This window comes from Nonomuraea sp. NPDC050478 (assembly GCF_044458265.1).
In the GTDB taxonomy this organism is placed as follows: Bacteria; Actinomycetota; Actinomycetes; order Streptosporangiales; family Streptosporangiaceae; genus Nonomuraea; species Nonomuraea ferruginea.
In genome coordinates, this window is record NZ_JBITHT010000009.1 from 258,059 (window position 1) to 280,362 (window position 22,304).

The window sequence follows — 22,304 nt, forward strand, 5'->3', positions numbered from 1 at the left end:
CCTCGACGGCGGTGTCCGGGTCAGGGGCAGGTGGACGGCGGCGGTGGTGTTCGCCGGCACCACCACGACGAGTTCCGTCTGGTCCCCGGTCCGTTCCCAGCCGGCCTCGGCCCGGCCGTACGGGGTGTCGAGCGTGGCGCGGGCGCGGGTGAGGCCGCCGCCGGGAAGCAGGCGCGCGTCGTGGGACTCGCCGTCGTAGAGGCTCGCGGCGGTGACCTGGTTCGGCGCGCACCGCCAGGCGCCGTCGGTGGCGACGGTGTCCGTGGTGCCGTCGGAGTAGGTGATCTCCAGCTGGGTGATCAGGGCGGTCCGGTCTCCGTAGACGGCGGACCTGCCCCCGGCGAAGCCGACGCGGCCCCGGTACCAGCCGTCGGCGAGGGTGGCGCCGATCGTGTTGGCGCCCTCCTCCAGCAGGGCGGTGACGTCGTGGGTGCGGTAGCGCAGCCGGTGGTGGTAGCTGCTCCAGCCGGGGGCGAGCACGTCGTCGCCCACGACCCGGCCGTTCATCTCGACTTCGTACGTGCCGTGCGCGGTGACGTACAGGCGGGCCCGCTCGACGGGACCGCGCCGCTCGCGCGAGCCCAGCTCCGGTCCTGGCCAGGGCACGAGCACCGATTCCCCGGACGCGACGACGCCGGTGCGGGTGCCGTCGCCGCAGAGAGGTCATGTCATCCCTTGATGGCGCCGGCGGTCATGCCGGCCACGATCTTGCGGTTGAAGAAGACGAAGGCCAGCAGCGGCGGGATCGTGATCAGGACGATGTCCATGAACAGCAGGTTCCACTGGGTGCTGTACTGGCTCTGGAAGTTGTAGAGGGTGACCTGCACGGTGGCGTTCTCGTCGCCGGGCAGGAAGTAGAGCGGGTTGACGAAGTCGTTGAAGACGGCCACGGACGAGGTCAGCACGACCGTGATGGTGACCGGCCGGAGCAGCGGGAAGATCACCCGGAAGAACAGCCGCGCCCCGTGGCAGCCGTCGATCTGGGCCGCCTCGTCCAGCTCGCGCGGGATCGCCGCGATGAACGCCCTGAACAGCAGCATCGCGAACGACAGCCCGTAGGCGACCTCGACCAGGATCAGCCCCGGCAGGGTCTTGAACAGGCCCAGTGCCTGCAGCAGCCAGATGGTGGGCACGATCGCGGGCGGGATGATCAGCCCGGACAGCACCAGGAAGTCGACCAGCGTCCCGACCCTGCCGGCGCGGCGCTGCAGCACGAACGCGGCCATGGCGGCGAAGAACACGATCAGCGCGACCGAGGCGACGGTGAGGACGGTGGAGTTGACGAAGGCGCGCAGCAGCACGTAGTCGCGCGCCTGAACGACCTCGACGAGGTTGTCCACCACCCGCCAGTCGACCGGCCAGGCGAAGTCGAGATCGGCGGCCTGCGCCGGGTCCTTGACCGCGGTCAGCAGCATGAACGAGAACGGCACCAGGAAGATCACGGTGGCCAGGACCAGCGCGATCGTGTCGGCGCCGAACCTCCTGAAGGTCCTCATACGGCGACCTGCCTCTTGCCCAGGACGTAGGTGAGCGGGACGACGATGGCGGTGACGATGAGGAACAGCAGCACGTTGCCGGCGGTCGACAGGCCGAAGAAGCCCGCCTGATACTGCTTGTAGATGATCGAGGCGATGACGTCGCTGGTGAAGCCGGGACCGCCCCGCGTCATCGTCCAGATGAGGTCGAACGACCGCAGCCCGCCGATGAACGACAGGATGATCACGGAGTAGGTGGCGGGCCAGGACAGCGGCAGCGTGACGTGCCGGAACCGGTGCCAGGCGCCGCCCCCGTCGACCTCGACCGCCTGGTAGTAGTCGCGCGGGATCGACATGATCCCGGCGATGTAGATGACGGTGGCCAGGCCCACGCCCTTCCACACGTCGACCAGCGCCACCGACAGCAGGGCCGTGTTCGCGTCGCCGAGCCAGTCGGCGCCGTCGACGCCGGCCAGCGCGAGGGCCTTGTTCACCAGGCCGGTGTCCGGGCGGAGCAGCGCGCTGAAGGTGATGCCGACCGCCACGGTGGACACCAGGACCGGGAAGAACACCACCGCGCGCAGGAATCCGCGCAGCCGCAGTCTGGACGTGAGCAGCACGCCCAGCAGCAGGCCGAGCACCACCTTCAGCCCGCTGGTGACCACGGCGTAGACGATCGTGTTCCGGAAGCCGACGCGCAGGTTCTGCTCGGCGAGGAAGTCGCGGAAGTTGTCCAGGCCGACGAACTCGCTGTCGAACAGCGTCCACCGGGTCAGCGCGAAGTAGAACGCCATCACGGTCGGCACCAGGAAGATCACCAGGTAGACGACGGCGGCCGGCAGGTAGAGGGCGTACGGGTAGGGCGACCTGCGCCTGGCCGCCGGCCGGGCGTGCCGCTCGGCCGGCGGCCCGCCGGGCCCCGCGCGGAGCCCGGCACGCTGCTCGGTCACCACCCTGCCAGCCCCAGTTGCCTGGCCTGCTTCTCCACGTCCTTGTCATACTGGGCGGCGCCCTCGGCGGGTTGCGTCAGCCCCGAGCCGACGGCGACGGTGATCTGCTCCAGCGACGGGCCCTTGATGGGCGACAGGAACTCCAGCGCGGGCGTCGTGGCGCCCCGGTCGATGTAGGCCTGGAGGTCCTTGGCCACCTGGATGGCGTCCTCCGGCAGCTTCGACCCCTTGATCCGGTACGGTCCGGACGGCTGGACGGCGGCGGTCACGGCTTCGGTGCCCGCCGGGGAGGCGACGAAGGCCAGGAACTTCTTGGCCGCGTCCAGGTGCTCGGTGGTCCTGGCGATGTAGAGGGCGGCGGGCTCCCAGACGGTGGCGCCGCCGGCGGCCGGGTCGTCGCCCGGGATGCCGAAGTAGCCGACGTCGGTCGCGGTCTGAGGGTAGGTCTCCAGGAGCGGCGGGAGCAGCTGACTGAGCATCGCGTAGTGCGCGCCCTCGCCCTCGACCAGCATCTTCAGTCCCTGGTCGAGGGTCGCCGAGCCGAAGCCCTTGTTGAGGTGGCCCTTGGCGTGCACGTCGGCGAGGTGCTGGAAGCCGCCCGTCGCGGCCGGCGTGGTGGCGAACTTGGCCTTGCCAGCGGTGTAGTCGGCGGCGAAGCCCGGCACGGCGGCCTGGACGTTGTGGTAGTCGGCGAGCACGAAGATCTGGGACGTCCAGGTGTCCTTGAACGTGCTGATCACCGGGGTGACCCCGGCGGCCTTGATCGTGTCGTTGTTGGCCATGAAGTCGGCCCAGGTCCTGGGGACCTCCAGGCCGAGCCGCTCGTAGACCTTGCGGTTGTACAGGATGCCGCCGCCGCCCATCGTGGTGGCCGGGACGCCGTACGCCTTGCCGTCGTGCGAGACGACGGGCAGGTAGTCGGGCTGGACCTGGGCCAGGACGGGATCCCCGGTCAGGTCGACCAGGGTCTGGGCCGGGTTCAGCGCCTGCAGCAGCGAACCGGAGTTGTACCAGAACACGTCGGTCATCTCGCCGGTGGACAGCCGGGTCTTGACGACGTTGTCACCCTCGCTGCCGCCCGGCTGGTGCTCCATGTCGATCTTGATCGTGGGGTCGGCCTTCATGAACGCGTCGGCCAGCGCCTTGGAGGTGTCCACGGTCGACTGGTCGCTGCCCGTCATGAAGGACAGGGTCACGGTGCCGTCGGCGGCGGGCTCCGAGCCGGATCCGCACGAGGCAAGGGCCGCCGTCGCGAGCACGGCCACGGCCGATGCCAGCATGCGGTGGGAGGTCTTCACACACCCTCCAGGGGTTTTGAATCGTTTTAAGCGGCTCCCCGATGCGGTTAACGTAGGCGTTGCCCGAGGGGGTGTCAAGACATGATTTGGGTAACGGTACCCACTCTTCTCGCAGTTGAGATCGCTGTACTCACTGGTAATGCAGGTACTGTTTCCCTCGTCGGACCGGCTCACCTCCAGCTCGTACACTGGGATCACCCCTCGGGAATTGGAGCCTCATGGTCGCGCCCAGCCGACGCCGACGAGTGACGATCAACGACGTGGCCAGCCACGCCCAGGTCTCCGTCACCGCGGTGTCCAAGGTGATCCGCAACGCCTACGGCGTCAGCCCCGCCATGAGAGACCGGGTCAAGACGGCCATCGAGGAGCTGGGCTACCGGCCCCAGGCCGTGGCGCGGGGCATGCGCGGGCGCACCTTCACGATCGGCCTGATGCTGCCGCACATCAGGAACCCGTTCTTCGCCGACATCCTCGACGGCCTCACCGAGCAGCTCGCCGGCACCGACTATCGGGCGTTCATGATCCAGGGGGGCGCCACCCGCAAGGTGGAGAGGCTAGCGGTCGACGCCCTCATCGACCGCCAGGTCGACGGCATCATCATGGTCGCCCCCCTCGCCTCGAAGGCGCGACTGGAGGAGGTGGCCCAGGAGAAGCCCACCGTGGTGCTGGCCCGCCACGAGCGGTCGTCCTTCTACGACTCCGTCTACGACGACGACGAGGCGGGCGCCGAGCTGGTCGTGAAGCACCTCATCGAGCTCGGCCACCGCCGGATCGCGCACATCACGCACCAGGACGACAGCCAGGCGCAGCCGGCCGACCTGCTCCACAACATCCGGGCCGCGACCTACGAGCGCGTCATGCGCGAGCACGGGCTGGCCGACGAGATCGCCGTCGCGACCAGCTTCTACCACGAGAAGGGCGGCTACGAGGGAGCGCGGGAGCTGCTGGACCGCGATCCCCGACCGACGGCCATCTTCGCGGGGGCCGACCAGGCGGCGTTCGGCGCGCTCGCCGCGGTCTACGAGGCCGGGCTCCGCGTCCCGGCGGACGTCTCGGTGGCCGGCTACGACAACACCCACCTGGCCGCCCTGCCCAACATCACCCTGACCAGCGTCGACCAGGAGGGCTCCGTCATGGGCGGCGCCGCCGGCAAGCTGCTGCTGGAGCGCATCGAAGGCCGCACGTCCGCGGTCCGCTTCTCGGTCACCCCCAGCCTGGTCGTCCGCGGCTCCACGGCCCCGCCCGCGTCCTGACGCGTGGGTAACGTTACCCACGAATCCACGCCACGCGGCCGGATGAGGTGGGACGGGAGCGGGAACCGTTGCCTCTTGACGGCACATGAGGGAGCGCTTACGGTGACGACGTCCGCGGATGTTAAATCGTTTCACTCTCCAGGGGGCTCACCACGGAAGAGCGGCCATGCCGCCGGAAGGGAGTGACCTCGTGTTCACCGCACCTCGCCGGACCCGCGTGCTCGCCGGGGCGGGGGTGTCTCTCGTCCTCGTCCTCTCGCAGCCCCTCGTCCCCGACGGCGAGCGGCAGGCCGTGCTCGGCGCGCTCGTCGAGCTGGTGTACGCCTTCCACCCCAACGGCGGCGGCCATGCGGTCTACGAGGTCGCCTCCGGCTCGTACACGTTCGCGGCGACGACCTGACCCGCACGGCGGTCACCCTCGTGACACGGGGGTGACCGCCTGGTCTGGATTCCCCCGCGGTGTTAGCGTCGGGGGCGGAGCGCCGGGAAACCGGGGCGGCCATGTCGCGCATGGCGCCGGCCATGAGGAGATGGCGCGATGAAGCTGATCGGGTTGTCCGAGATCGACGCCTCCATGATCGACCTGGTGGGCGGCAAGGGCGCCGGGCTCGGAGAGATGATCAGGGCGGGTGAGCGCGTCCCCGACGGCTTCTGCCTCACCGTCGAGTGCTACCGGTCAGGAGAGCTGCCGGAGCGGGAGCTGGTCGAGGCGTACGAGCGGCTCGGCGGTGGGCGGGTGGCGGTCCGGTCCAGCGCCATCGCGGAGGACCTGCCGGAGGCCAGCTTCGCCGGGCAGCAGGACACGTACCTCGGCGTCGAGGGTCACGCGGAGCTGATCGACGCGGTTCGCCGCTGCTGGGACTCCCTGTTCACCGAGCGCGCCGTCGCCTACCGCGCCGCCGTGCACGTCGAGGACGAGCCCGCCATGGCCGTGGTGGTGCAGCGCATGATCGACCCCGTCGTGGCGGGGGTGATGTTCACCGCGAACCCGATCACCGGCTGCCGTACGGACATGGTCGTCGACGCCGCTCCCGGTCTGGGCACCGCGATCGTCGAGGGCACCGTCGTACCCGACCATCATGTCCTCCGCCGGGGAGCGCCGGCCGTGCCGGACCCGGACGGGTGTCTCGACGCGGCGCGGCTCGAAGAGCTGCGGGCTGCGGGGGCGCGGCTGCAGGAGCATTTCGGCTCGCCGCAGGACGTCGAGTGGGCGATCGACGCCGGGGGGACGCTGTGGCTGCTGCAGTCCCGGCCGATCACCACGCTCTTCCCGCCGCCGCCCGACACCGGTGACACGCGGCTCTACCTGGAGTTCGGCCACATGCAGGGCATGCTGCGCCCGTGCACCCCGATGGGGTTCTCGCTGCTCAAGTCGGGCTCGAGCCTGTGGTTCGAGGCCGCGGGGGCCCGGGTCGACCGGCGCGACCCGATGCCCCGGCTGGTGTCGATCGGCGGCCGGCTGTTCTTCGACGTGACCGACTTCCTGCGCAGCGGGGTCATGCGCGGGCGCCTGGGGACCTCGCTGGAGATCTACGGGCCAAGGGTGCAGGGCGCCGTGCTGAGCATGCTGGACGATCCGCGGTTCGCGCCGCGGCCCGGTCTGCCGTTCCGCGTCGGCAGCCTGGTCAAGGGCGCGCTGCGGATGTTGCCCGGCGGGGTCGCCGGAGTCGTGTCGAGCCTGGTCAACCCGGATCTCGCCCGCGCCCGCGCCTACCGTGGCGTCGCGGAGATCAAGCGCCTCACCACCCCGCCGGGCGAGTCCGCCACCGCCGCGGAACGGCTGCGGTGGGTGATCGAGGACTCCCACAAGCCGATCATGAACATCGACATGCACGGGATCCTCTGGCCGTTGGCGGCCGGCTTGATCGCCGGGACGATCCCGGCCGCGCTGCTCAAGGGCGTCGCCTCGGACGAGGAGCTCGACACCGTGCTCGGCGGCATGCCGTACAACGTGACCGCGGAGATGGACCTCGAGCTCTGGGACCTCGCGGTGCGGGCCCGCGAGCACCGCGAGCTGTTCCTCGGCACCCCGCCGGAGGAGCTCGCCGCCGGATACTTCGCCGGTGACCTCCCGGACATCGGGATGGCGGGCTTCCTGGCGAAGTACGGGATGCGCGCCGCGGCCGAGATCGACGTCGGCGTGCCCCACTGGGACGAGGACCCCGCGCCGCTGTTCGCGACGATCGCCAACTATCTCCGCGTCGACGACCCCGGGCAGGCGCCCGACGTGCGGTTCAGGGCGGCGGCGGCGAAGGCCGAGCGGATGATCGCGACGCTGTCGCGGCGGGCGCGGCGCAGACGGCCGGTGCGCGGCCGGCTGGCGGTGTTCTTCATGCGCCGCTCGCGCCGGCTCACCGGGCTGCGGGAGATCGGGAAGTTCGCCTGGCTGCCCGCGATCCAGGCGGCCCGGCGGCAACTCCTCCTGGTCGGCGCGGACCTGGCCGCCCGTGACCGGCTGGCGGACGCCGGCGACATCATGTTCCTGACTCTCGACGAGGCGCGCGCCGCCGTGCACGACGGAACCGACCAGCGGGGACTGGCCGCGAGGCGGCGCGCGGAGTACGAGCGGGAGCTGCGGCGGCCCTCCGTTCCCGGCGCCCTGCTGTCCGACGGGACCGACGTGGAGGCGCTCGCCCCCGCGCGGCCGGTCCAGGACGGCGTGCTGACCGGGATGTCGGGTGCCGCGGGCCAGGCGACGGGCCGGGCTCGGGTGATCCGCGACCCGGTCGGGGCGCACATCGACCCGGGCGAGATCCTGGTGGCGCCGACCACCGACCCGGGGTGGACGCCGCTGTTCATGACCGCGGCCGGCCTGGTGACCGAGACCGGCTCGCCGGTCGCGCACGGCCCCACCGTGGCCCGCGAGTACGGGATCCCGGCCGTCATCTGCGTCCGCGACGCCACCCGCGAGATCACGACCGGTCAGCTGATCACGGTCGACGGCACGGCGGGCACGGTACGCGTCGAACCGGAGTGACCGGCGGCGCGCGTCGCTTTCGATGGCACGCGTAGAGAAGCCGTCAAGATTCGGTTCGTAGCCGTATGAAACCCGTCAAGAACGGCAAAACCCTCCATACCTCAGCGTTCGCTTGTTCTGCGGCCACCGCGGTGAAGGCGGCGGCGCTCTCGGACATCGAACTGAGGAGTGGAATGGCAGACGTCATCTTCGTCGCCCTGACGATCGCGGTCTTCGCGGTCCTCGGGCTGGTCGTCAGGGCGGTGGAGCGGCTGTGAACGCCGTCAACGCGACCGGTCTCGTGGTCGCCGTGGCCCTGGTGATCCTGTTGGTCGCGGCCCTGCTGTTCCCGGAGCGCTTCTGATGAGCACCACCGTGGCGGGCCTCGTCCTCGTCACCTCGCTGATCGCGGCGCTGGCCCTGGTGCACAAGCCGTTCGGCGACTACATGTACCGCGTCTACTCGACCGACCGGCACAACCTCGTCGAACGCGGCATCTACCGGCTGCTCGGGGTGCGCGCCGACGCCGAGCAGCGCTGGGGCGTCTACGCGCGCGCCCTGCTCGCGTTCTCCGTCGTCTCGGTCCTGGTGGTGTACGGGCTGCAGCGGCTGCAGGACAAGCTGCCGCTGAGCCTGGGCATGGCGCCGGTCACCGACCACATCGCCTGGAACACCGCGGTCAGCTTCGTGACCAACACCAACTGGCAGGCCTACTCCGGCGAGTCCACGATGGGCCATCTGACCCAGATGGCCGCGCTGGCCGTGCAGAACTTCGTCTCGGCCTCGGTCGGCATGGCCGTGGCGATCGCCCTGGTGCGCGGGTTCGCCCGGCGTGCCGCCGGCACGATCGGCAACTTCTGGGTGGACCTGGTCCGCGGCACCGTCCGCGTCCTGCTGCCGATCGCGTTCACCGGCGCGCTGGTGCTGGTCGCAGGCGGGGTGATCCAGAACCTCTCCGGCGTCCACGAGGTCACCACGCTGACCGGCGGCACCCAGGCGATCACCGGCGGCCCGGTGGCTTCCCAGGAGGCCATCAAGGAGCTGGGCACGAACGGCGGCGGCTTCTACAACGCCAACTCCTCCCACCCCTTCGAGAACGCCACCGCCTGGACGAACTGGGTCGAGATCTTCCTGATCCTGCTGATCCCGTTCGCGTTGCCGCGCACCTTCGGCAGGATGGTCGGCCAGGTCAGGCAGGGCTACGCGATCGTCGCCGTGATGGGCGTGCTCGCGCTGGCGAGCGTCCTGCTCACCAACGTCTTCGAGCTCTCCGGGAACGCGACCGTGCCACAGGCGGCCGGCGCCGCCATGGAGGGCAAGGAGATGCGTTTCGGCGTGTCCAACTCCGCCACCTTCGCCGCCTCCACCACCCTGACCAGCACCGGCGCGGTGAACTCCGCCCACGACTCCTACACGCCCTTCGGCGGCATGATGACGCTGGTCAACATGATGCTCGGCGAGGTCGCCCCCGGCGGGGTCGGCTCCGGCCTGTACGGCATGCTGATCCTGGCCGTCATCACGGTGTTCGTGGCCGGGCTGATGGTCGGCCGCACGCCGGAGTACCTCGGCAAGAGGATCGGCGCCCGCGAGATCAAGCTCGCCTCGCTGTACTTCCTGGTGACCCCGGTCCTGGTGCTGGCCGGGACCGCGTCCGCGATGGGATCGGAAGAGCGGCGCGCGGCCATGCTCAACACCGGCCCGCACGGCCTCTCCGAGGTCCTGTACGCCTTCACCAGCGCCTCCAACAACAACGGCTCCGCCTTCGCGGGCCTGACCGTCAACACCCCCTGGTACGACGTGGCGCTCGGCCTGTGCATGGCCTTCGGCCGGTTCCTGCCGATCATCCTGGTGCTCGCGCTGGCCGGCTCGCTGGCCGCGCAGTCACCCGTCCCCGAGGGCGCCGGCACGCTGCCCACCCACCGGCCGCAGTTCGTCGGCATGGTCGCCGGCGTGACGATCATCCTGGTCGCCCTCACCTTTCTTCCGGCCCTCTCGCTCGGCCCCCTCGCGGAAGGACTGTCCCGATGATCCGCTCGCTGCCGGACGCGTTGAGAAAGCTCAACCCGGTCACGGCGTGGCGCAACCCGGTGATGTTCATCGTGGAGGCCGGCGCCGTGTTCGCCACCGTGCTGGCCGTCGTGGAGCCGACGTTCTTCGCCTGGGCCGTCGTGGTGTGGCTGTGGCTCACCGTGATCTTCGCGAACCTGGCCGAGGCCGTGGCCGAGGGCCGCGGCAAGGCGCGGGCCGCCACGCTGCGCGCGGCCAAGACCGGCACCGAGGCCCGCAGGCTCAGGAGCCCGGACGACCCCGGCCACTGGGACGTCGTCCGGGCGCCCGAACTGCGGCAGGGCGACCGGGTGATCGTCGAGGCGGGTGAGGTCATCCCCGGCGACGGAGACGTCGTCGAAGGCATCGCCAGCGTGGACGAGTCCGCCATCACCGGCGAGTCCGCCCCGGTCATCCGCGAGTCCGGCGGCGACCGCTCCGCTGTCACCGGCGGCACCAAGGTGCTGTCCGACCGGATCATCGTCGAGATCACGCAGAAGCCCGGCGAGAGCTTCATCGACCGGATGATCGCCCTGGTCGAGGGCGCGAACCGGCAGAAGACGCCGAACGAGATCGCGCTCAACATCCTGCTGGCCGCGCTGACGATCATCTTCCTGACCGCCACCGTCACCATGCAGCCCCTGGCCATCTACACCAAGCTCGTCAACCCCGGCGTGCCGGACTCGCTCGCCCTCGGCGCGGACGGCGTCACCGGCATCGTGCTGGTCTCCCTGCTGGTCTGCCTCATCCCCACCACGATCGGGGCGCTGCTGTCGGCCATCGGCATCGCCGGCATGGACCGCCTCGTCCAGCGCAACGTCCTGGCGCTGTCCGGCCGCGCGGTCGAGGCCGCCGGCGACGTGTCCACGCTGCTGCTGGACAAGACCGGCACGATCACCCTGGGCAACCGGCAGGCCACCGAGTTCGTCCCGGTGGACGGGGTCGCCGAGGCGTACCTGGCCGAGGCGGCGCAGCTGTCCAGCCTCGCGGACGAGACCCCCGAGGGCCGCTCGATCGTGGTCCTCGCCAAGCAGCGCTACGGCCTGCGCGAGCGCCGGCCGGGCGAGCTGGCCCATGCGGAGTGGGTGCCGTTCACGGCCCAGACCCGCATGTCCGGGGTCGATCTCCCACCGGAACCCGGCGCGCCGGACCAGGCCGGGCGCCAGGTCCGCAAGGGCGCCGCCACCGCGGTCATGAAGTGGGTGCGCGACGCCGGCGGCCACCCCGCCGACGAGGCCGGCGGTCTCGTGGACGGCATCGCCGCCTCCGGCGGCACCCCGCTGGTGGTCGCCGAGAAGGGCCGCGTCCTGGGCGTGATCCACCTCAAGGACGTGGTCAAGGAGGGCATCCGGGAGCGCTTCGACGACATGCGCCGGATGGGCATCCGTACCGTCATGATCACCGGCGACAACCCGCTGACCGCCAAGGCCATCGCGGACGAGGCGGGAGTGGACGACTTCCTGGCCGAGGCCACCCCCGAGGACAAGCTCGCCCTCATCAAGAAGGAACAGGAGGGCGGCCGGCTGGTGGCCATGACCGGCGACGGCACCAACGACGCCCCGGCCCTGGCCCAGTCGGACGTCGGCGTGGCCATGAACACCGGCACGAGCGCCGCCAAGGAAGCCGGGAACATGGTCGACCTGGACTCCAACCCGACCAAGCTCATCGAGATCGTCGACATCGGCAAGCAGCTCCTCATCACGCGCGGCGCGCTGACCACGTTCTCCATGGCCAACGACGTCGCCAAGTACTTCGCGATCATCCCGGCCATGTTCGCGGCCGTCTATCCCGGCCTGGACGCGCTCAACGTCATGCGCCTGGCCAGCCCGCAGTCCGCCATCCTGTCCGCCGTCGTCTTCAACGCGCTCGTCATCGTCGCGCTGATCCCGCTGGCGCTCCGCGGGGTCCGCTACCGGCCGTCCAGCGCTTCCAAGCTGTTGTCGCGCAACCTGTACGTTTACGGCCTGGGCGGCATCATCGCGCCGTTCATCGGCATCAAGATCATAGATCTGCTGATCCAGTTTCTTCCGGGGATGTCATGATGAAACGCCTGCCAAGCTGGGTGCGCCGGTACGCGGCCGCGATCCGGGCGGTCGCCGTCCTGACGGTGCTGCTCGGCCTGATCTATCCCCTGGTCACCACAGGCGTCGCCCAGATCCTGTTCAACCACCGGGCCAACGGCTCGATCGTCGAGGGCGGCCGCGGCAGCTCGCTGATCGGCCAGTCCTTCACCGACGCCGGCGGCGATCCGGTCAAGAAGTACTTCCAGTCCCGCCCGGCGGCGTCCGGCGAAGGCTACGACCCGACCTCCACGGGCGCGAGCAACCTCGGCCCGGAGGACATCGTGGACGTCCTGCCGGTGCCCGGCGCCGGGGACGAGGGCAGGCAGTCGCTGCTGACCCGGGTCTGCGCCCGCTCGAAGGCGGCCGGTGAGCTGGAGGGCGTGAGCGGCGCCCGACCGTACTGCACCCCCGACGGGACCGGCGCGGTGCTGAAGGTCTTCGCCGGCCACGCGGTCAGCGTCAACCAGGCCTGTCCCGCCACCCCGTTCATCGCCTCGTACCAGGGCAAGAGAGTGGAGTGCGCGAAACCGGGCGAGGACTACGCGGCGGGCCGTACGGTCGCGGTGCGCGGCGACGCCGGGCCGCCGGCCGTGCCGGCGGACGCGGTGACCGCCAGCGCCTCCGGGCTGGACCCGCACATCTCCGTCGCCTACGCCGAGCTCCAGGCGCCCCGGGTGGCGCGCGAACGCGGCCTGCCGCCCGCACGGGTCAAGGCCCTGGTCGAGGAGCACACCACCGGACGCGCGCTGGGCTTCATGGGCGAGCCGGCGGTCAACGTGCTCGAACTCAACCTCGCCCTCGACGGGGCGTGACGTGCGGGGGCGGCTGCGGGTCTACCTCGGGGCGGCGCCCGGGGTCGGCAAGACGTACGCGATGCTCGCCGAGGGCCGCCGCGCCCGGGAGCGCGGCCGGGACGTGGTCGTGGGCTTCGTCGAGACCCACGGCCGCCCCCGCACCGCCGCCCTGCTGGAGGGCATGGAGATCGTCCCCCGCAAGACCATCGTCCACCGGGGCGCCGCCTTCACCGAGCTGGACGTGGCGGCCGTCATCGCGCGCAGGCCGAAGGTGGCGCTGATCGACGAGCTGGCCCACACCAACGTGCCCGGCTCCGAACGCGTCAAGCGCTGGCAGGACATCGACGAGATCCTGGACGCCGGCATCAACGTCGTGACGACGGTGAACATCCAGCACCTGGAGTCGGTCAACGACGTCGTCCAGGAGATCACCGGCGTCCCGCAGCGCGAGACCGTGCCCGACGAGGTGGTACGGCGGGCCGACCAGATCGAGCTGGTCGACATGTCGCCGGAGGCGCTGCGCCGCCGGATGGTCCACGGCAACGTCTACGCGCCGGAGAAGGTCAGCGCCGCGCTGTCGAACTACTTCCGGGTCGGCAACCTCACCGCCCTGCGCGAACTCGCTCTGCTCTGGGTCACCGGCAAGGTGGACGACCAGCTCGACCGCTACCGCGCCGAGCACGGCATCACCACCACCTGGGAGACCCGCGAACGCGTCGTCGTCGCCCTGACCGGAGGCCCGGAAGGCGACACCCTGGTGCGCCGCGCCTCGCGCATCGCCGCCCGCACCAAAGGCGCCGACCTGCTGGCCGTGCACGTCACCAGCTCCGACGGCCTGGTCGCCAGCGACCCGGCGAGCCTGGCCCGGCAGCGCGCGCTGGTGGAGAGCCTGGGCGGCAGCTACCACCAGGTGGTCGGCGACGACATCCCCCGCGCCCTGCTGGACTTCGCCCGGGGCGTCAACGCCACCCAGCTCGTCCTGGGCGCTTCCCGGCGCGGCAGGTTCGCGCAGATCCTCTCCCGCGGCGTCGGCCTGGAGACCACCGCGCTGTCCGGTTCGATCGACGTCCACCTCGTCACCCACGAGGAGGTCAAGCGGGGCCGCCGGCGGCCCGAACGCGCGCGGGCGGCGCTGACCCGCAAGCGGCGGGTGGCCGGGTGGATCGTGGCGGTGGCGGGCCTGCCGGCGGTGACCGCCGCGCTCTGGCCGTTCCGCGACGTGATCTCGCTGCCCAGCGAGATCCTGCTGTTCCTGTGCCTGGTCGTCGTGGTGGCGCTGATCGGCGGCATGCTGCCGGCGATCGCCACGGCGGTGGGCGGGTCGCTGCTGCTCAACTGGTTCTTCACCCGGCCCACGGGAAGGCTGACGATCGCCGATCCGGACAACCTGCTCGCGCTCATCGTGTTCGTCCTGGTCGCGGTGGCGGTCAGCACGATCGTGGACGTGGCCGCCCGGCGTACCCGCCAGGCGGCCCGCGCCGGGGCGGACGCCGAGGTGCTGTCCACGCTGGCGGGGCACGTGCTGCGGGGCGAGGCCGCGCTGCCCTCGCTGCTCGCCCGGCTGCGCGAGACGTTCGGCCTGGACTCGGTCACCCTGCTCGAACGCGTCGGCGAGCCCACGCCCGACGACAAGTCCGAACCCGGAGCCTGGCGCATCGTCGCCGTCTCCGGCTCCGCCCCCTGCACCGCGCCCGCCGCGGCCGACACCGACGTGGTGATCAGCGACGAGCTGGTCCTCGCCGCACGCGGGCGGCTGCTGGACGCCGGCGACCGGCGCGTCCTGGAGGCGTTCGCCGCCGAGGCCGCCGTCGCGCTGCGGCAGGAGCGCCTGGAGGAGGAGGCCGAACGGGCCAGGCCGCTGGCCGAGGCGGACCGCATGCGCACCGCGCTGCTCGCCGCCGTCAGCCACGACCTGCGCACCCCCCTGTCGGCCGCCAGGGCCTCCGTCGAGAGCCTGCGCAACCGCGAGATCACCTGGACGGACGAGGACCGTGAGGAGCTGCTCGCGACCGCCGACGAGTCCCTGGCCCGGCTGGGCCGGCTGGTGGAGAACCTGCTCGACATGAGCCGCCTGCAGGCGGGCGTCCTCGGCCTGTCGCTCCAGCCCATCGCCCTGGAAGAGGTCGTGCCCCGCGCGATCGACGACCTGGGCCCGCTGCGCGGGCGTGTCAGGAGCGACGTCTCCATCGAGCTGCCGGAGATCGTCGCCGACGCGGCCCTGCTGGAACGCGTGCTGGTCAACCTGATCAGCAACGCCGTCCGCTACAGCCCGCCCGCTCACCAGGTGCTGGTGACCGGCAGCCGGCAGGACGACATGGTCGAGATCCGGGTGGTCGACCGCGGCCCCGGCATCCCGCCGGAGGACCGCGAGCGGGTCCTCCTGCCGTTCCAGCGGCTCGGCGACCGCGACAACGGCACCGGCGTGGGGCTCGGCCTGGCCCTCGCGCGCGGGCTGACCGAGGCCATGGGCGGCACCCTCACCCCCGAGGAGACTCCAGGAGGAGGTCTCACGATGATCGTCAGCATGCCGGTCCACTTCGAGACGTCGACCTCATGACCAGGATCCTGGTCGTCGACGACGAGCCGCAGATCCTGCGCGCGCTGCGCATCAACCTGACGGCACGCGACTACGAGGTCGCCGTCGCCACCGACGGCGCCTCCGCGCTGCGCCAGGCCGCCGAATGGCATCCCGATCTGGTCGTGCTCGACCTCGGCCTGCCCGACGTCGACGGCGTGGAGGTCATCCACGGACTGCGCGGCTGGACGCGGGTCCCCATCGTCGTGCTGTCCGGGCGGGCCGGCAACCAGGACAAGATCGAGGCTCTGGACGCCGGCGCCGACGACTACGTGACCAAGCCGTTCAGCATCGAGGAGTTCCTGGCCCGCATCCGCGCCGTCTCCCGCCGCGCCGCCACGCGGGACACCGAACTCGCCGCCGTCCACCTCGGCGACCACACCGTGGACCTGGTGCGCAAGACCGTGTCAGGCGGCCTGCGGCTGACGCCCACCGAGTGGCACATCCTGGAGATCCTGCTGCGCAACCCCGGCAAGCTCATCCCCCAGCGCTACCTGCTGGCCGAGGTGTGGGGCAGCACGTACGTCAAGGAGACCCACTACCTGCGGCAGTACATGGCCCAGCTCCGCAAGAAGCTCGAACGCGACCCCGCCCACCCCCGGCACCTCATCACCGAACCCGGCATGGGCTACCGCTACACCCCTTGACCCCCGTGCGGCCGGCCACGGACCCGCGTGCCCCCTTCGGGGATCCGAAGGGGGCGACCCACGGACCTTTGAGCTGCGGATTCAAGGGTTGCCGAAGATTTGCGGAAGGAGCGGCCCGCAGGCTGGCGCCTACACATCGACGGTGGAGGTATGTCAGTGAGACAACGCATTCATGGGCCGGTCGCCCTCGTCGTCGCGGCGCTGCTGCTGTCAGCCGGGACGCCGGCCTCGGCCGCGGCTCGTACCGGCTTACCGGACCCGCCGCCCGTTCAGTCGCCGGCGGAAGCCCTGCGTCAAGATCTGAAGCTGGTCGCGGAGGGCAAGGGCTGGACCCTGGCGCAGGCCGCGGCGGACCGCAAGGCGGCGGAGGCCGTCGGTGACGTCGCCGCGAAGGTCGCGCGCGAGAGGCCGGAGATCTTCGTCGGCTCGGCCGTCAACCCCCTTCCCGGCGGTGCGCCGACGCTCTACGTCAAGGGGCCGGCCGATGCGTTCGTCGACCGGCTGGTGGCCGGCGCGGACGTGGACATCGACGTCGTGGACGGGCAACCGTACTCGTTCGGTGAGCTGGAGGAGCGCCAGCTCACCGTGCACAAGGCGCTCGTGGCCTACGGTTTCACCTCCGTGGCCACGTCCGTCGACATCGTGGGCGCGGGGCGGATCCCGGCCCAGGTCACCGAAACGCCGGGGGTCGACTCGCGGCCGGAGGCCGTGCTGTCCGCGATGCCGCAGGGCCTGCGCCCGCACATCGATCTCGCCGTGCGGGACGAGCCGGTCACGAGCCTGGAGTTCGGCTTCGGCGGGGAACGGGTGCGCGGCGGCGGCTCCCAGTGCACCAGCGGCTGGCCGATCCTCGCCAACGGCGTGCTTCCCGGCATCACCACCGCGGGCCACTGCGACGGCATGAACGAGATCGACTGGACCGACGCGGGCCTGTCGTTCCCGATCACGCCCCAGTTCCAGCATCGCCGGGCCTGGGGCGACGTGGAGTACCACTTCGGCGTTCCCGTACTGGCGGGGATCTTCTACGCCAGCAGCGCCGACGTGCGGGAGGCGAGGTCGGTGGAGCCGGTGGCCGCTATCAGCCTGGGCGAGTCCGTCTGCCAGTACGGCCGGTCCTCCAACGTCAGGCACTGCACTCCCGACGTCGACAGCGTCTCGGTGACCTGCACGTTCGCCCCCTTCCCCTTCCCGACGGAGCGGCTGGTCGGGACCGACAACGACGTCGGCATCAGTGGCGACAGCGGGGGCGGCTGGTCCTTCAACGACACGGCGTACGGATCGCACGTGGGGAACTGCGACAACGGCGAGGTGTTCAGCGCGGCCGACTACTACGACGAGGCGCTCGGCGTCCAGGTGTGGCTGGCCCCGTGACCTCGGCGGCTCACGATCCGGTCCCTCGCGGCGCGACCGGCCGCGAGGGACCGGAGCTTCGCGCCCCGCCGAGCTTGACCCGGACCTCCTCGGCGCGGTGGTGGCCGAGCTGGTCGAGGATGTCGAACGCGTCCTGCCAGTGGCGGTGGGCGGCGGCGGGATCGCCGGCGTCGTGAAGGATGTCACCGAGCGAGCTCAGCGCCAGGCCTTCGGAGTACCTGGCGCCGAGCTCGCGGAACAGCGCCAGCGCCCGCGCGTAGCAGGTGACGGCCTGGCGGAGATGGCCGAGGCGGCGCCGGATGAAGCCGAGGCTGTCCCAGGTCGCCGCCTCGCCCTGACGATCGGCGATCTCCTGGTAGAGCGACAGGGCCTGCCGGCAGTGGGCGAGGGCTCGGTGATGGTGGCCCAGGTGGGCGTGGTGCCAGCCGATGGCGTTGAGCCCGGCGGCCTGGCCACGCCGGTTCTTCAGAGTCCGGAACAGGTCGAATGCCTGCTCGTCGTGGGGCAGCGCCTCCCGGTGGTGGCCCTGCTGTGCGAACAGCCGGGCCATGCAGCGGTGGGCGTGGGCCTGCCCGGCGCGGTCACCGAGCGCACGAAACAGGTGCAGGGCCTGCCGGAGGTGCTCGCCGGCATCACCGTACCGCCGCACGGAGATGTACGCGAGCGCGAGGCCGCAGTGGGCGTGGGCCTCGGCGGGGCGGTCCGCCAGACGCCGGGCGGCCTCCAGGGCGGCGCGCTGCGTCGCGGCCTGATCATGCCACAGCCCTCGCCTGTCGCAGAAGGTCATGAGCGCCCACCCCAGCCGGCAGACGTACGCGTCGGACCCGGCGTCGTCGACGGTGGCCAGCAGCGCCGGGTACTCGGCGCCGAACCAGGCCCGAGCCGCGCGGTGGTCGGCGATGTCCGCCACGACGACGCCGGGCCGGGGCGGGGGCAGCGTCAGCGGCTCGCGGTGCGGGCTGAGCGCCCGATCCGCGCGATGGGCGGTGTGCAGGTAGTGGTCGAGCAGCCGCCTCAGCCCGGCTCCCCCGGCGTCGAGACGGCCGGACAGCTCGGCCGCGTAGAGCAGCACCAGGTCATGCGCCCGGTAGCGGTCAGGGACCGGCTCGTCCAGCAGATGCGCGTTGACCAGTTCGCGGAGGAGGGCCCGGGTACGGGTGACGGTCAGCGCCGTGAGGCTGGCCACCGCCGGCAGGCTGATCTCCGGTCCCGGGGCGCGGCCCAGGAGGGCGAAGACGCGGGCCGCACCGGAGGACAGGGCATCGTACGAGCAGGACAGGACCGCCCGCAGGTTGACCGCCAGTTCACCGCCGTCCAGGGCGTCCAGCCGGGTGGTGGCCTGCCGCAGCTCACCGGCGAGCACGCCGAGGGAGAGCCCGGGGTGGACAGCGGCGCGGGCGGCGATGACGCCGAGCGCCAGCGGCAGGCCCCCGCAGTGGCGGATCACGGCGGCGACGGCCTCGGGCTCGGCCGCCGTCCGGCTCGCGCCGAACTCGCGGGTGAGCAGCCGGCGTGACTCGGCCTCGGTCAGCACGTCCAGGACCAGCGGCCGGGCGCCGTGCGCGGTGATCAGCCCGGTCAGCCTGCGGCGGCTGGTGACGAGCACGGCGCAGGTGGGAGTGGCGGGCAGCAGCGGCGCCACGTGGGCGGAGTCGCGGGCGTTGTCCAGCACGATCAGCATGCGTCTGCCGGCGGTCAGGTGCCGGTACATCGCCGCCTGCGCCTCCGGATCCGGCGGGATCACGGCGGGCGGCACGCCGAGAGCGTCGAGGAAGGAGCGCACCGCGACCGCCGGGTGCAGGGGATCCGCCGCCGGGTCGAAACCCCGGAGATTGACGTGCAACTGGCCGTCGGGGAACCGGTCCGCGTTCTCATGGGCCCACCGCAGAGCCAGCCACGTCTTGCCGAGGCCGCCGGCACCGCTGATCGTCACGGTGCCCCCCAGGCCGGACGGCGCGCGCATGGCCTCGCCGAGCGCGGCGAGCTGGCGGGCCCGCCCGGTGAACGACCGCGGTGGCGCGGGCAGCTGACGCGGGATCAGCGGCTGGACGGGCCGTTCGGCCGCCTTCACGGGCTCGCGTACGACCAGGGCCGGATCCGTGGTCAGGATCCGCACGTGCAGATCTCGCAGTGCCCGGGTGGGGCCGGCGCCCAGTTCCTCGGCGAGCAGTCGCCGAAGCCGTTCGTAGACGTCGAGCGCGCCGGCCTGGCGGCCGCAGCGGTAGAGGGCGAGCATCAGCTGACCCGCGATCCGTTCGTCCAGCGGATGCGCGGAGGCGGAGGCGGTCAGCTCCGCCAGCAGCCCGGCGTGCCCGCCGCGGTCGAGGACGAGATCGTTGCGGTCCAGTTCGGCGGCCAGACGCTCCAGGGCCACGCCATGACGGACGTCGTTCAGCCACGCGGAGTCATGCCCCGCCACCAGGTCGCCGCGCCATAGACGCAGCGCCCGGTCGAACAGGGCCAGGGCGGTTCCGCCCTCCTCCGCCTCGCGGGCTTCGGCGACCAGCTTCCGGAACTTGAGCAGGTCCACGGTCATGGGGTCGACGGTGAGGGCGTACCCGCCGGGCCGGCGCACGAGGCCGACACCGTCCATCTCGGTCAGCACCCGCCGCAGCCTGCACAGATAGCCGTGGACGGCCGCGCGGGCGCGTTGCGGAGGGGCCTCACCCCATACCCGATCCAGTATCTGGTCGGCCGACACGACACGATTGGCCTCGATCAGGAGCACCGCCAGGACGCGGCGTTGCCGTGCGTGGCCGAGATCCACGAGCCGGCCGTCGGCCGCCGCCTCGACCTCGCCGAGCAGCCGGAACTCCACCGGCGGCCCGGCCGGTATCGTGCCCGTCGAGTCCGCCGGAGCGTGCTTCATGGCCATCGGGACCCCCATAGAGCCCCTTCCGACCGGCGGGATCATGCGTACATTCCCGATCTTCAGGGGGACATGGCAACTGACTCCCTGATGATCGCCTCCGGCCCGGCATCGATCCACGTCTATTTACCGGCTGCACCGGACTCGGCGTCGAACCCGGTGGCCCACCGGCCGGGCACTTGACCTGGAGCGCACTCGAGCTTCTAGCGTCATGACACGGGCGCGCCACGGGGGCCGCCGGGATCGCGGGCGTCATCGCCACGAGATCGAGGAAGGACGCGAATCACATGAAGACCGTGCAGCTCGGCCGTACCGGTGAACAGGTCAGCCAACTCGCCCTGGGTTGCATGATCATGGGCACCGCCACGCCGGAGGACGAGGCCGTCGCGATCCTGGACCGGTACGCCGAGGCGGGCGGCGGCTTCCTGGACACCGCCGACTGCTACGCCTGGTGGGAGCGCCGGGGCAGCCGCGGCGGCGAGAGCGAGGAGCTGATCGGCCGCTGGCTGGCCAGGACCGGACGGCGCGAGGACGTGTTCCTGGCCACCAAGGGCAGCGCCGTCCCCCGTGACCTGGACGCGGTCTGGGCCGGCGGCCGGCCGGACTGGGAGGTGGCCTACAGGACGTTCGCCGGGGCCGGGGCGAAGACCCTGCGGGAGGCGATCGACGGCAGCCTGCGCCGGCTCGGCACCGACCACGTCGACCTGTACTACGTCCACGTCGACGACCGGGCCACGCCTCTGGAGGAGACTCTGGAGGCGCTCGCCGGGATCGTCAGGGCCGGCAAGGCCCGCCACATCGGCTGGTCCAACGCGCGGACCTGGCGGCTGGAGCGCATCCGGCAGCTGTGCGCCCGGCATGGTTGGCCGGCGCCGGTCGCGCTCCAGCAGCAGCACTCGTACCTGCGCCGCCGCGCCGGGCTCCGGCACGCGTCGATCGTGGACGACGAGCAGCTGGACTACCTGGAGGGGCATGACGACCTGACCCTGGTGGCGTACTCCCCCATCCTCAAGGGCATCTACGACGACCCGGCCAAGCGCGAGGGCCACGGGGCGATGGAGCCGTACGGCGGCCCGGACGCCGAGGCCCGGCTCGCCGCCGTCGCCGAGGTGGCCGCCGAGGCGGGCGTGACGCCGAACGCGCTGGTCCTCGCGTGGCTGCTGCGCCAGACCTCGCCCACGGTCGTGCCGCTGATCGGGCCGCGCACGCTCCAGCAGTACGAGGCGGCCCTGCCGGCGCTCGACGTCAAGCTCACCGACGAGCAGTTCGCCCGCCTCGACACGGCCGGCGCCTGAGACGAGATCCGCGCCGTCTCCCGCCGCGCCGCCACGCGGGACACCAAACTCGCCGCCGTCCACCTCGGCGACCACACCGTGGACCTGGTGCGCAAGACCGTGTCAGGCGGCCTGCGGCTGACGCCCACCGAGTGGCACATCCTGGAGATCATGCTGCGCGACCCCGGCAAGCTCATCCCCCAGCGCTACCTGCTGGCCGAGGTGTGGAGTGGCCCAGCTCCGCAAGAAGCTCGGACGCGACCCCGCCCACCCCCGGCACCTCATCACCGAACCCGGCATGGGCTACCGCTACACCCCGTGAAGGCGGCGCGAAGGCCGCATGAATGTGCGCGGGAATAGCCTGCCCGCTGTTCCCCAGCAGATTTGAAACGGAGGATATAGGTGCGTATCGCCATTATCGGCACCGCGCTCGCGGTCGGTCTCACGCTCTTCACCGGCAGCGCCGCCGCGACAGCCACGGTCGCGAAGTGCAACTGGACCCAGGCGAAGCTCAACGTCAGCAAGACGTTGTATCGCACGGCGACGGGATGGACCCCCAAGGGGTCGATTCCCAGCGGCACAGTGATCATTTTCTATTACACGAAATACTCCCGGTTGTCCGTCCCGTCGCGCAACGGCTATATAGCGCCTGGGGGGATGACGGTCATCGACGGGGGCACCTGCCCGTCCTGACGCGCGTCGCTTCGCCACCGCCGCCGGCCTCGTCCGCGCG

At 71.5% G+C, this 22,304-nt stretch carries 17 protein-coding genes and 1 pseudogene; 13 read left to right on the forward strand and 5 right to left on the reverse strand.

The window, feature by feature from the left end; all coding sequences use genetic code 11:
• Positions 1–27: 27 nt before the first annotated feature.
• The 4 genes and pseudogenes from ACIBF7_RS38660 to ACIBF7_RS38675 all read right to left on the reverse strand — a co-directional run.
• Positions 28–612, reverse strand: a pseudogene (locus ACIBF7_RS38660) (alpha-L-rhamnosidase N-terminal domain-containing protein); the annotation flags it as partial.
• Between the two features lie 56 nt (positions 613–668).
• Complete coding sequence (locus ACIBF7_RS38665; RefSeq protein ID WP_397199336.1) at positions 669–1,496, reverse strand: carbohydrate ABC transporter permease; 828 nt, start codon at positions 1,494–1,496, stop codon at positions 669–671.
• On the reverse strand, positions 1,493–2,425 hold the full coding sequence (locus ACIBF7_RS38670) for a carbohydrate ABC transporter permease (protein WP_397199337.1): 933 nt from the start codon (positions 2,423–2,425) through the stop codon (positions 1,493–1,495). Before ACIBF7_RS38670 ends, ACIBF7_RS38665 begins: the two co-directional genes overlap by 4 nt.
• Positions 2,422–3,723 (reverse strand): ABC transporter substrate-binding protein, encoded by a 1,302-nt coding sequence (locus ACIBF7_RS38675; protein ID WP_271278226.1) that lies wholly within the window; start codon positions 3,721–3,723, stop codon positions 2,422–2,424. Before ACIBF7_RS38675 ends, ACIBF7_RS38670 begins: the two co-directional genes overlap by 4 nt.
• Positions 3,724–3,983: 260 nt before the next feature.
• Here ACIBF7_RS38675 and ACIBF7_RS38680 point away from each other — a divergent pair, with 260 nt between their 5' ends.
• The 11 genes from ACIBF7_RS38680 (at position 3,984) to ACIBF7_RS38730 (ending at position 17,428) form a co-directional block, all read left to right on the forward strand.
• Entirely contained in the window at positions 3,984–4,976 is a 993-nt protein-coding gene (locus ACIBF7_RS38680) for a LacI family DNA-binding transcriptional regulator (protein WP_271278225.1), read from the forward strand.
• Between the two features lie 190 nt (positions 4,977–5,166).
• Entirely contained in the window at positions 5,167–5,376 is a 210-nt protein-coding gene (locus tag ACIBF7_RS38685; RefSeq protein WP_397199338.1) for a hypothetical protein, read from the forward strand.
• A 138-nt stretch (positions 5,377–5,514) separates the two neighbouring features.
• Positions 5,515–7,953, forward strand: coding sequence for a PEP/pyruvate-binding domain-containing protein (locus ACIBF7_RS38690; RefSeq protein WP_397199339.1), 2,439 nt, complete (start codon positions 5,515–5,517; stop codon positions 7,951–7,953).
• Between the two features lie 65 nt (positions 7,954–8,018).
• Complete coding sequence (locus ACIBF7_RS38695) at positions 8,019–8,210, forward strand: hypothetical protein (protein ID WP_271278222.1); 192 nt, start codon at positions 8,019–8,021, stop codon at positions 8,208–8,210.
• Positions 8,207–8,296, forward strand: a complete 90-nt coding sequence (kdpF, locus tag ACIBF7_RS38700) for a K(+)-transporting ATPase subunit F (protein ID WP_271278221.1) — start codon at positions 8,207–8,209, stop codon at positions 8,294–8,296. Before ACIBF7_RS38695 ends, kdpF begins: the two co-directional genes overlap by 4 nt.
• Entirely contained in the window at positions 8,296–9,960 is a 1,665-nt protein-coding gene (gene kdpA / locus ACIBF7_RS38705; RefSeq protein ID WP_271278220.1) for a potassium-transporting ATPase subunit KdpA, read from the forward strand. Before kdpF ends, kdpA begins: the two co-directional genes overlap by 1 nt.
• Entirely contained in the window at positions 9,957–12,020 is a 2,064-nt protein-coding gene (kdpB, locus tag ACIBF7_RS38710) for a potassium-transporting ATPase subunit KdpB (protein ID WP_271278219.1), read from the forward strand. Before kdpA ends, kdpB begins: the two co-directional genes overlap by 4 nt.
• Entirely contained in the window at positions 12,020–12,853 is an 834-nt protein-coding gene (locus ACIBF7_RS38715; protein ID WP_364236759.1) for a potassium-transporting ATPase subunit C, read from the forward strand. The genes kdpB and ACIBF7_RS38715 overlap by 1 nt, the downstream gene beginning before the upstream one ends.
• Position 12,854: 1 nt before the next feature.
• Complete coding sequence (locus ACIBF7_RS38720; protein WP_364236756.1) at positions 12,855–15,392, forward strand: DUF4118 domain-containing protein; 2,538 nt, start codon at positions 12,855–12,857, stop codon at positions 15,390–15,392.
• The gene (locus ACIBF7_RS38725) at positions 15,389–16,057 is read left to right on the forward strand and encodes a response regulator (protein WP_148031035.1); all 669 of its coding nucleotides are present in this window, start codon (positions 15,389–15,391) and stop codon (positions 16,055–16,057) included. The genes ACIBF7_RS38720 and ACIBF7_RS38725 overlap by 4 nt, the downstream gene beginning before the upstream one ends.
• Before the next feature lie 150 nt (positions 16,058–16,207).
• Positions 16,208–17,428, forward strand: coding sequence for a S1 family peptidase (locus tag ACIBF7_RS38730; RefSeq protein WP_222708908.1), 1,221 nt, complete (start codon positions 16,208–16,210; stop codon positions 17,426–17,428).
• 10 nt (positions 17,429–17,438) lie between these two features.
• Here ACIBF7_RS38730 and ACIBF7_RS38735 read toward each other — a convergent pair whose 3' ends face one another.
• Positions 17,439–20,303, reverse strand: coding sequence for a BTAD domain-containing putative transcriptional regulator (locus tag ACIBF7_RS38735; RefSeq protein WP_397199340.1), 2,865 nt, complete (start codon positions 20,301–20,303; stop codon positions 17,439–17,441).
• A gap of 281 nt (positions 20,304–20,584) precedes the next feature.
• Here ACIBF7_RS38735 and ACIBF7_RS38740 point away from each other — a divergent pair, with 281 nt between their 5' ends.
• Positions 20,585–21,592, forward strand: a complete 1,008-nt coding sequence (locus ACIBF7_RS38740; protein ID WP_148031033.1) for an aldo/keto reductase — start codon at positions 20,585–20,587, stop codon at positions 21,590–21,592.
• A 381-nt stretch (positions 21,593–21,973) separates the two neighbouring features.
• Positions 21,974–22,264: a hypothetical protein gene (locus ACIBF7_RS38745; RefSeq protein WP_364236747.1), complete on the forward strand. Its 291-nt coding sequence runs from the start codon at positions 21,974–21,976 to the stop codon at positions 22,262–22,264.
• Positions 22,265–22,304: the final 40 nt, after the last annotated feature.

Coding starts and splice junctions, on each gene's coding strand:
- ACIBF7_RS38730 (WP_222708908.1), top strand. CDS start 16,208: ATGTCAGTGAGACAACGCATTCATGGGCCGGTCGCCCTCGTCGTCGCG.
- ACIBF7_RS38725 (WP_148031035.1), top strand. CDS start 15,389: ATGACCAGGATCCTGGTCGTCGACGACGAGCCGCAGATCCTGCGCGCG.
- kdpA (WP_271278220.1), top strand. CDS start 8,296: ATGAGCACCACCGTGGCGGGCCTCGTCCTCGTCACCTCGCTGATCGCG.
- ACIBF7_RS38665 (WP_397199336.1), bottom strand. CDS start 1,496: ATGAGGACCTTCAGGAGGTTCGGCGCCGACACGATCGCGCTGGTCCTG.
- ACIBF7_RS38740 (WP_148031033.1), top strand. CDS start 20,585: ATGAAGACCGTGCAGCTCGGCCGTACCGGTGAACAGGTCAGCCAACTC.
- kdpB (WP_271278219.1), top strand. CDS start 9,957: ATGATCCGCTCGCTGCCGGACGCGTTGAGAAAGCTCAACCCGGTCACG.
- ACIBF7_RS38690 (WP_397199339.1), top strand. CDS start 5,515: ATGAAGCTGATCGGGTTGTCCGAGATCGACGCCTCCATGATCGACCTG.
- ACIBF7_RS38735 (WP_397199340.1), bottom strand. CDS start 20,303: ATGGCCATGAAGCACGCTCCGGCGGACTCGACGGGCACGATACCGGCC.
- ACIBF7_RS38695 (WP_271278222.1), top strand. CDS start 8,019: ATGAAACCCGTCAAGAACGGCAAAACCCTCCATACCTCAGCGTTCGCT.
- ACIBF7_RS38715 (WP_364236759.1), top strand. CDS start 12,020: ATGAAACGCCTGCCAAGCTGGGTGCGCCGGTACGCGGCCGCGATCCGG.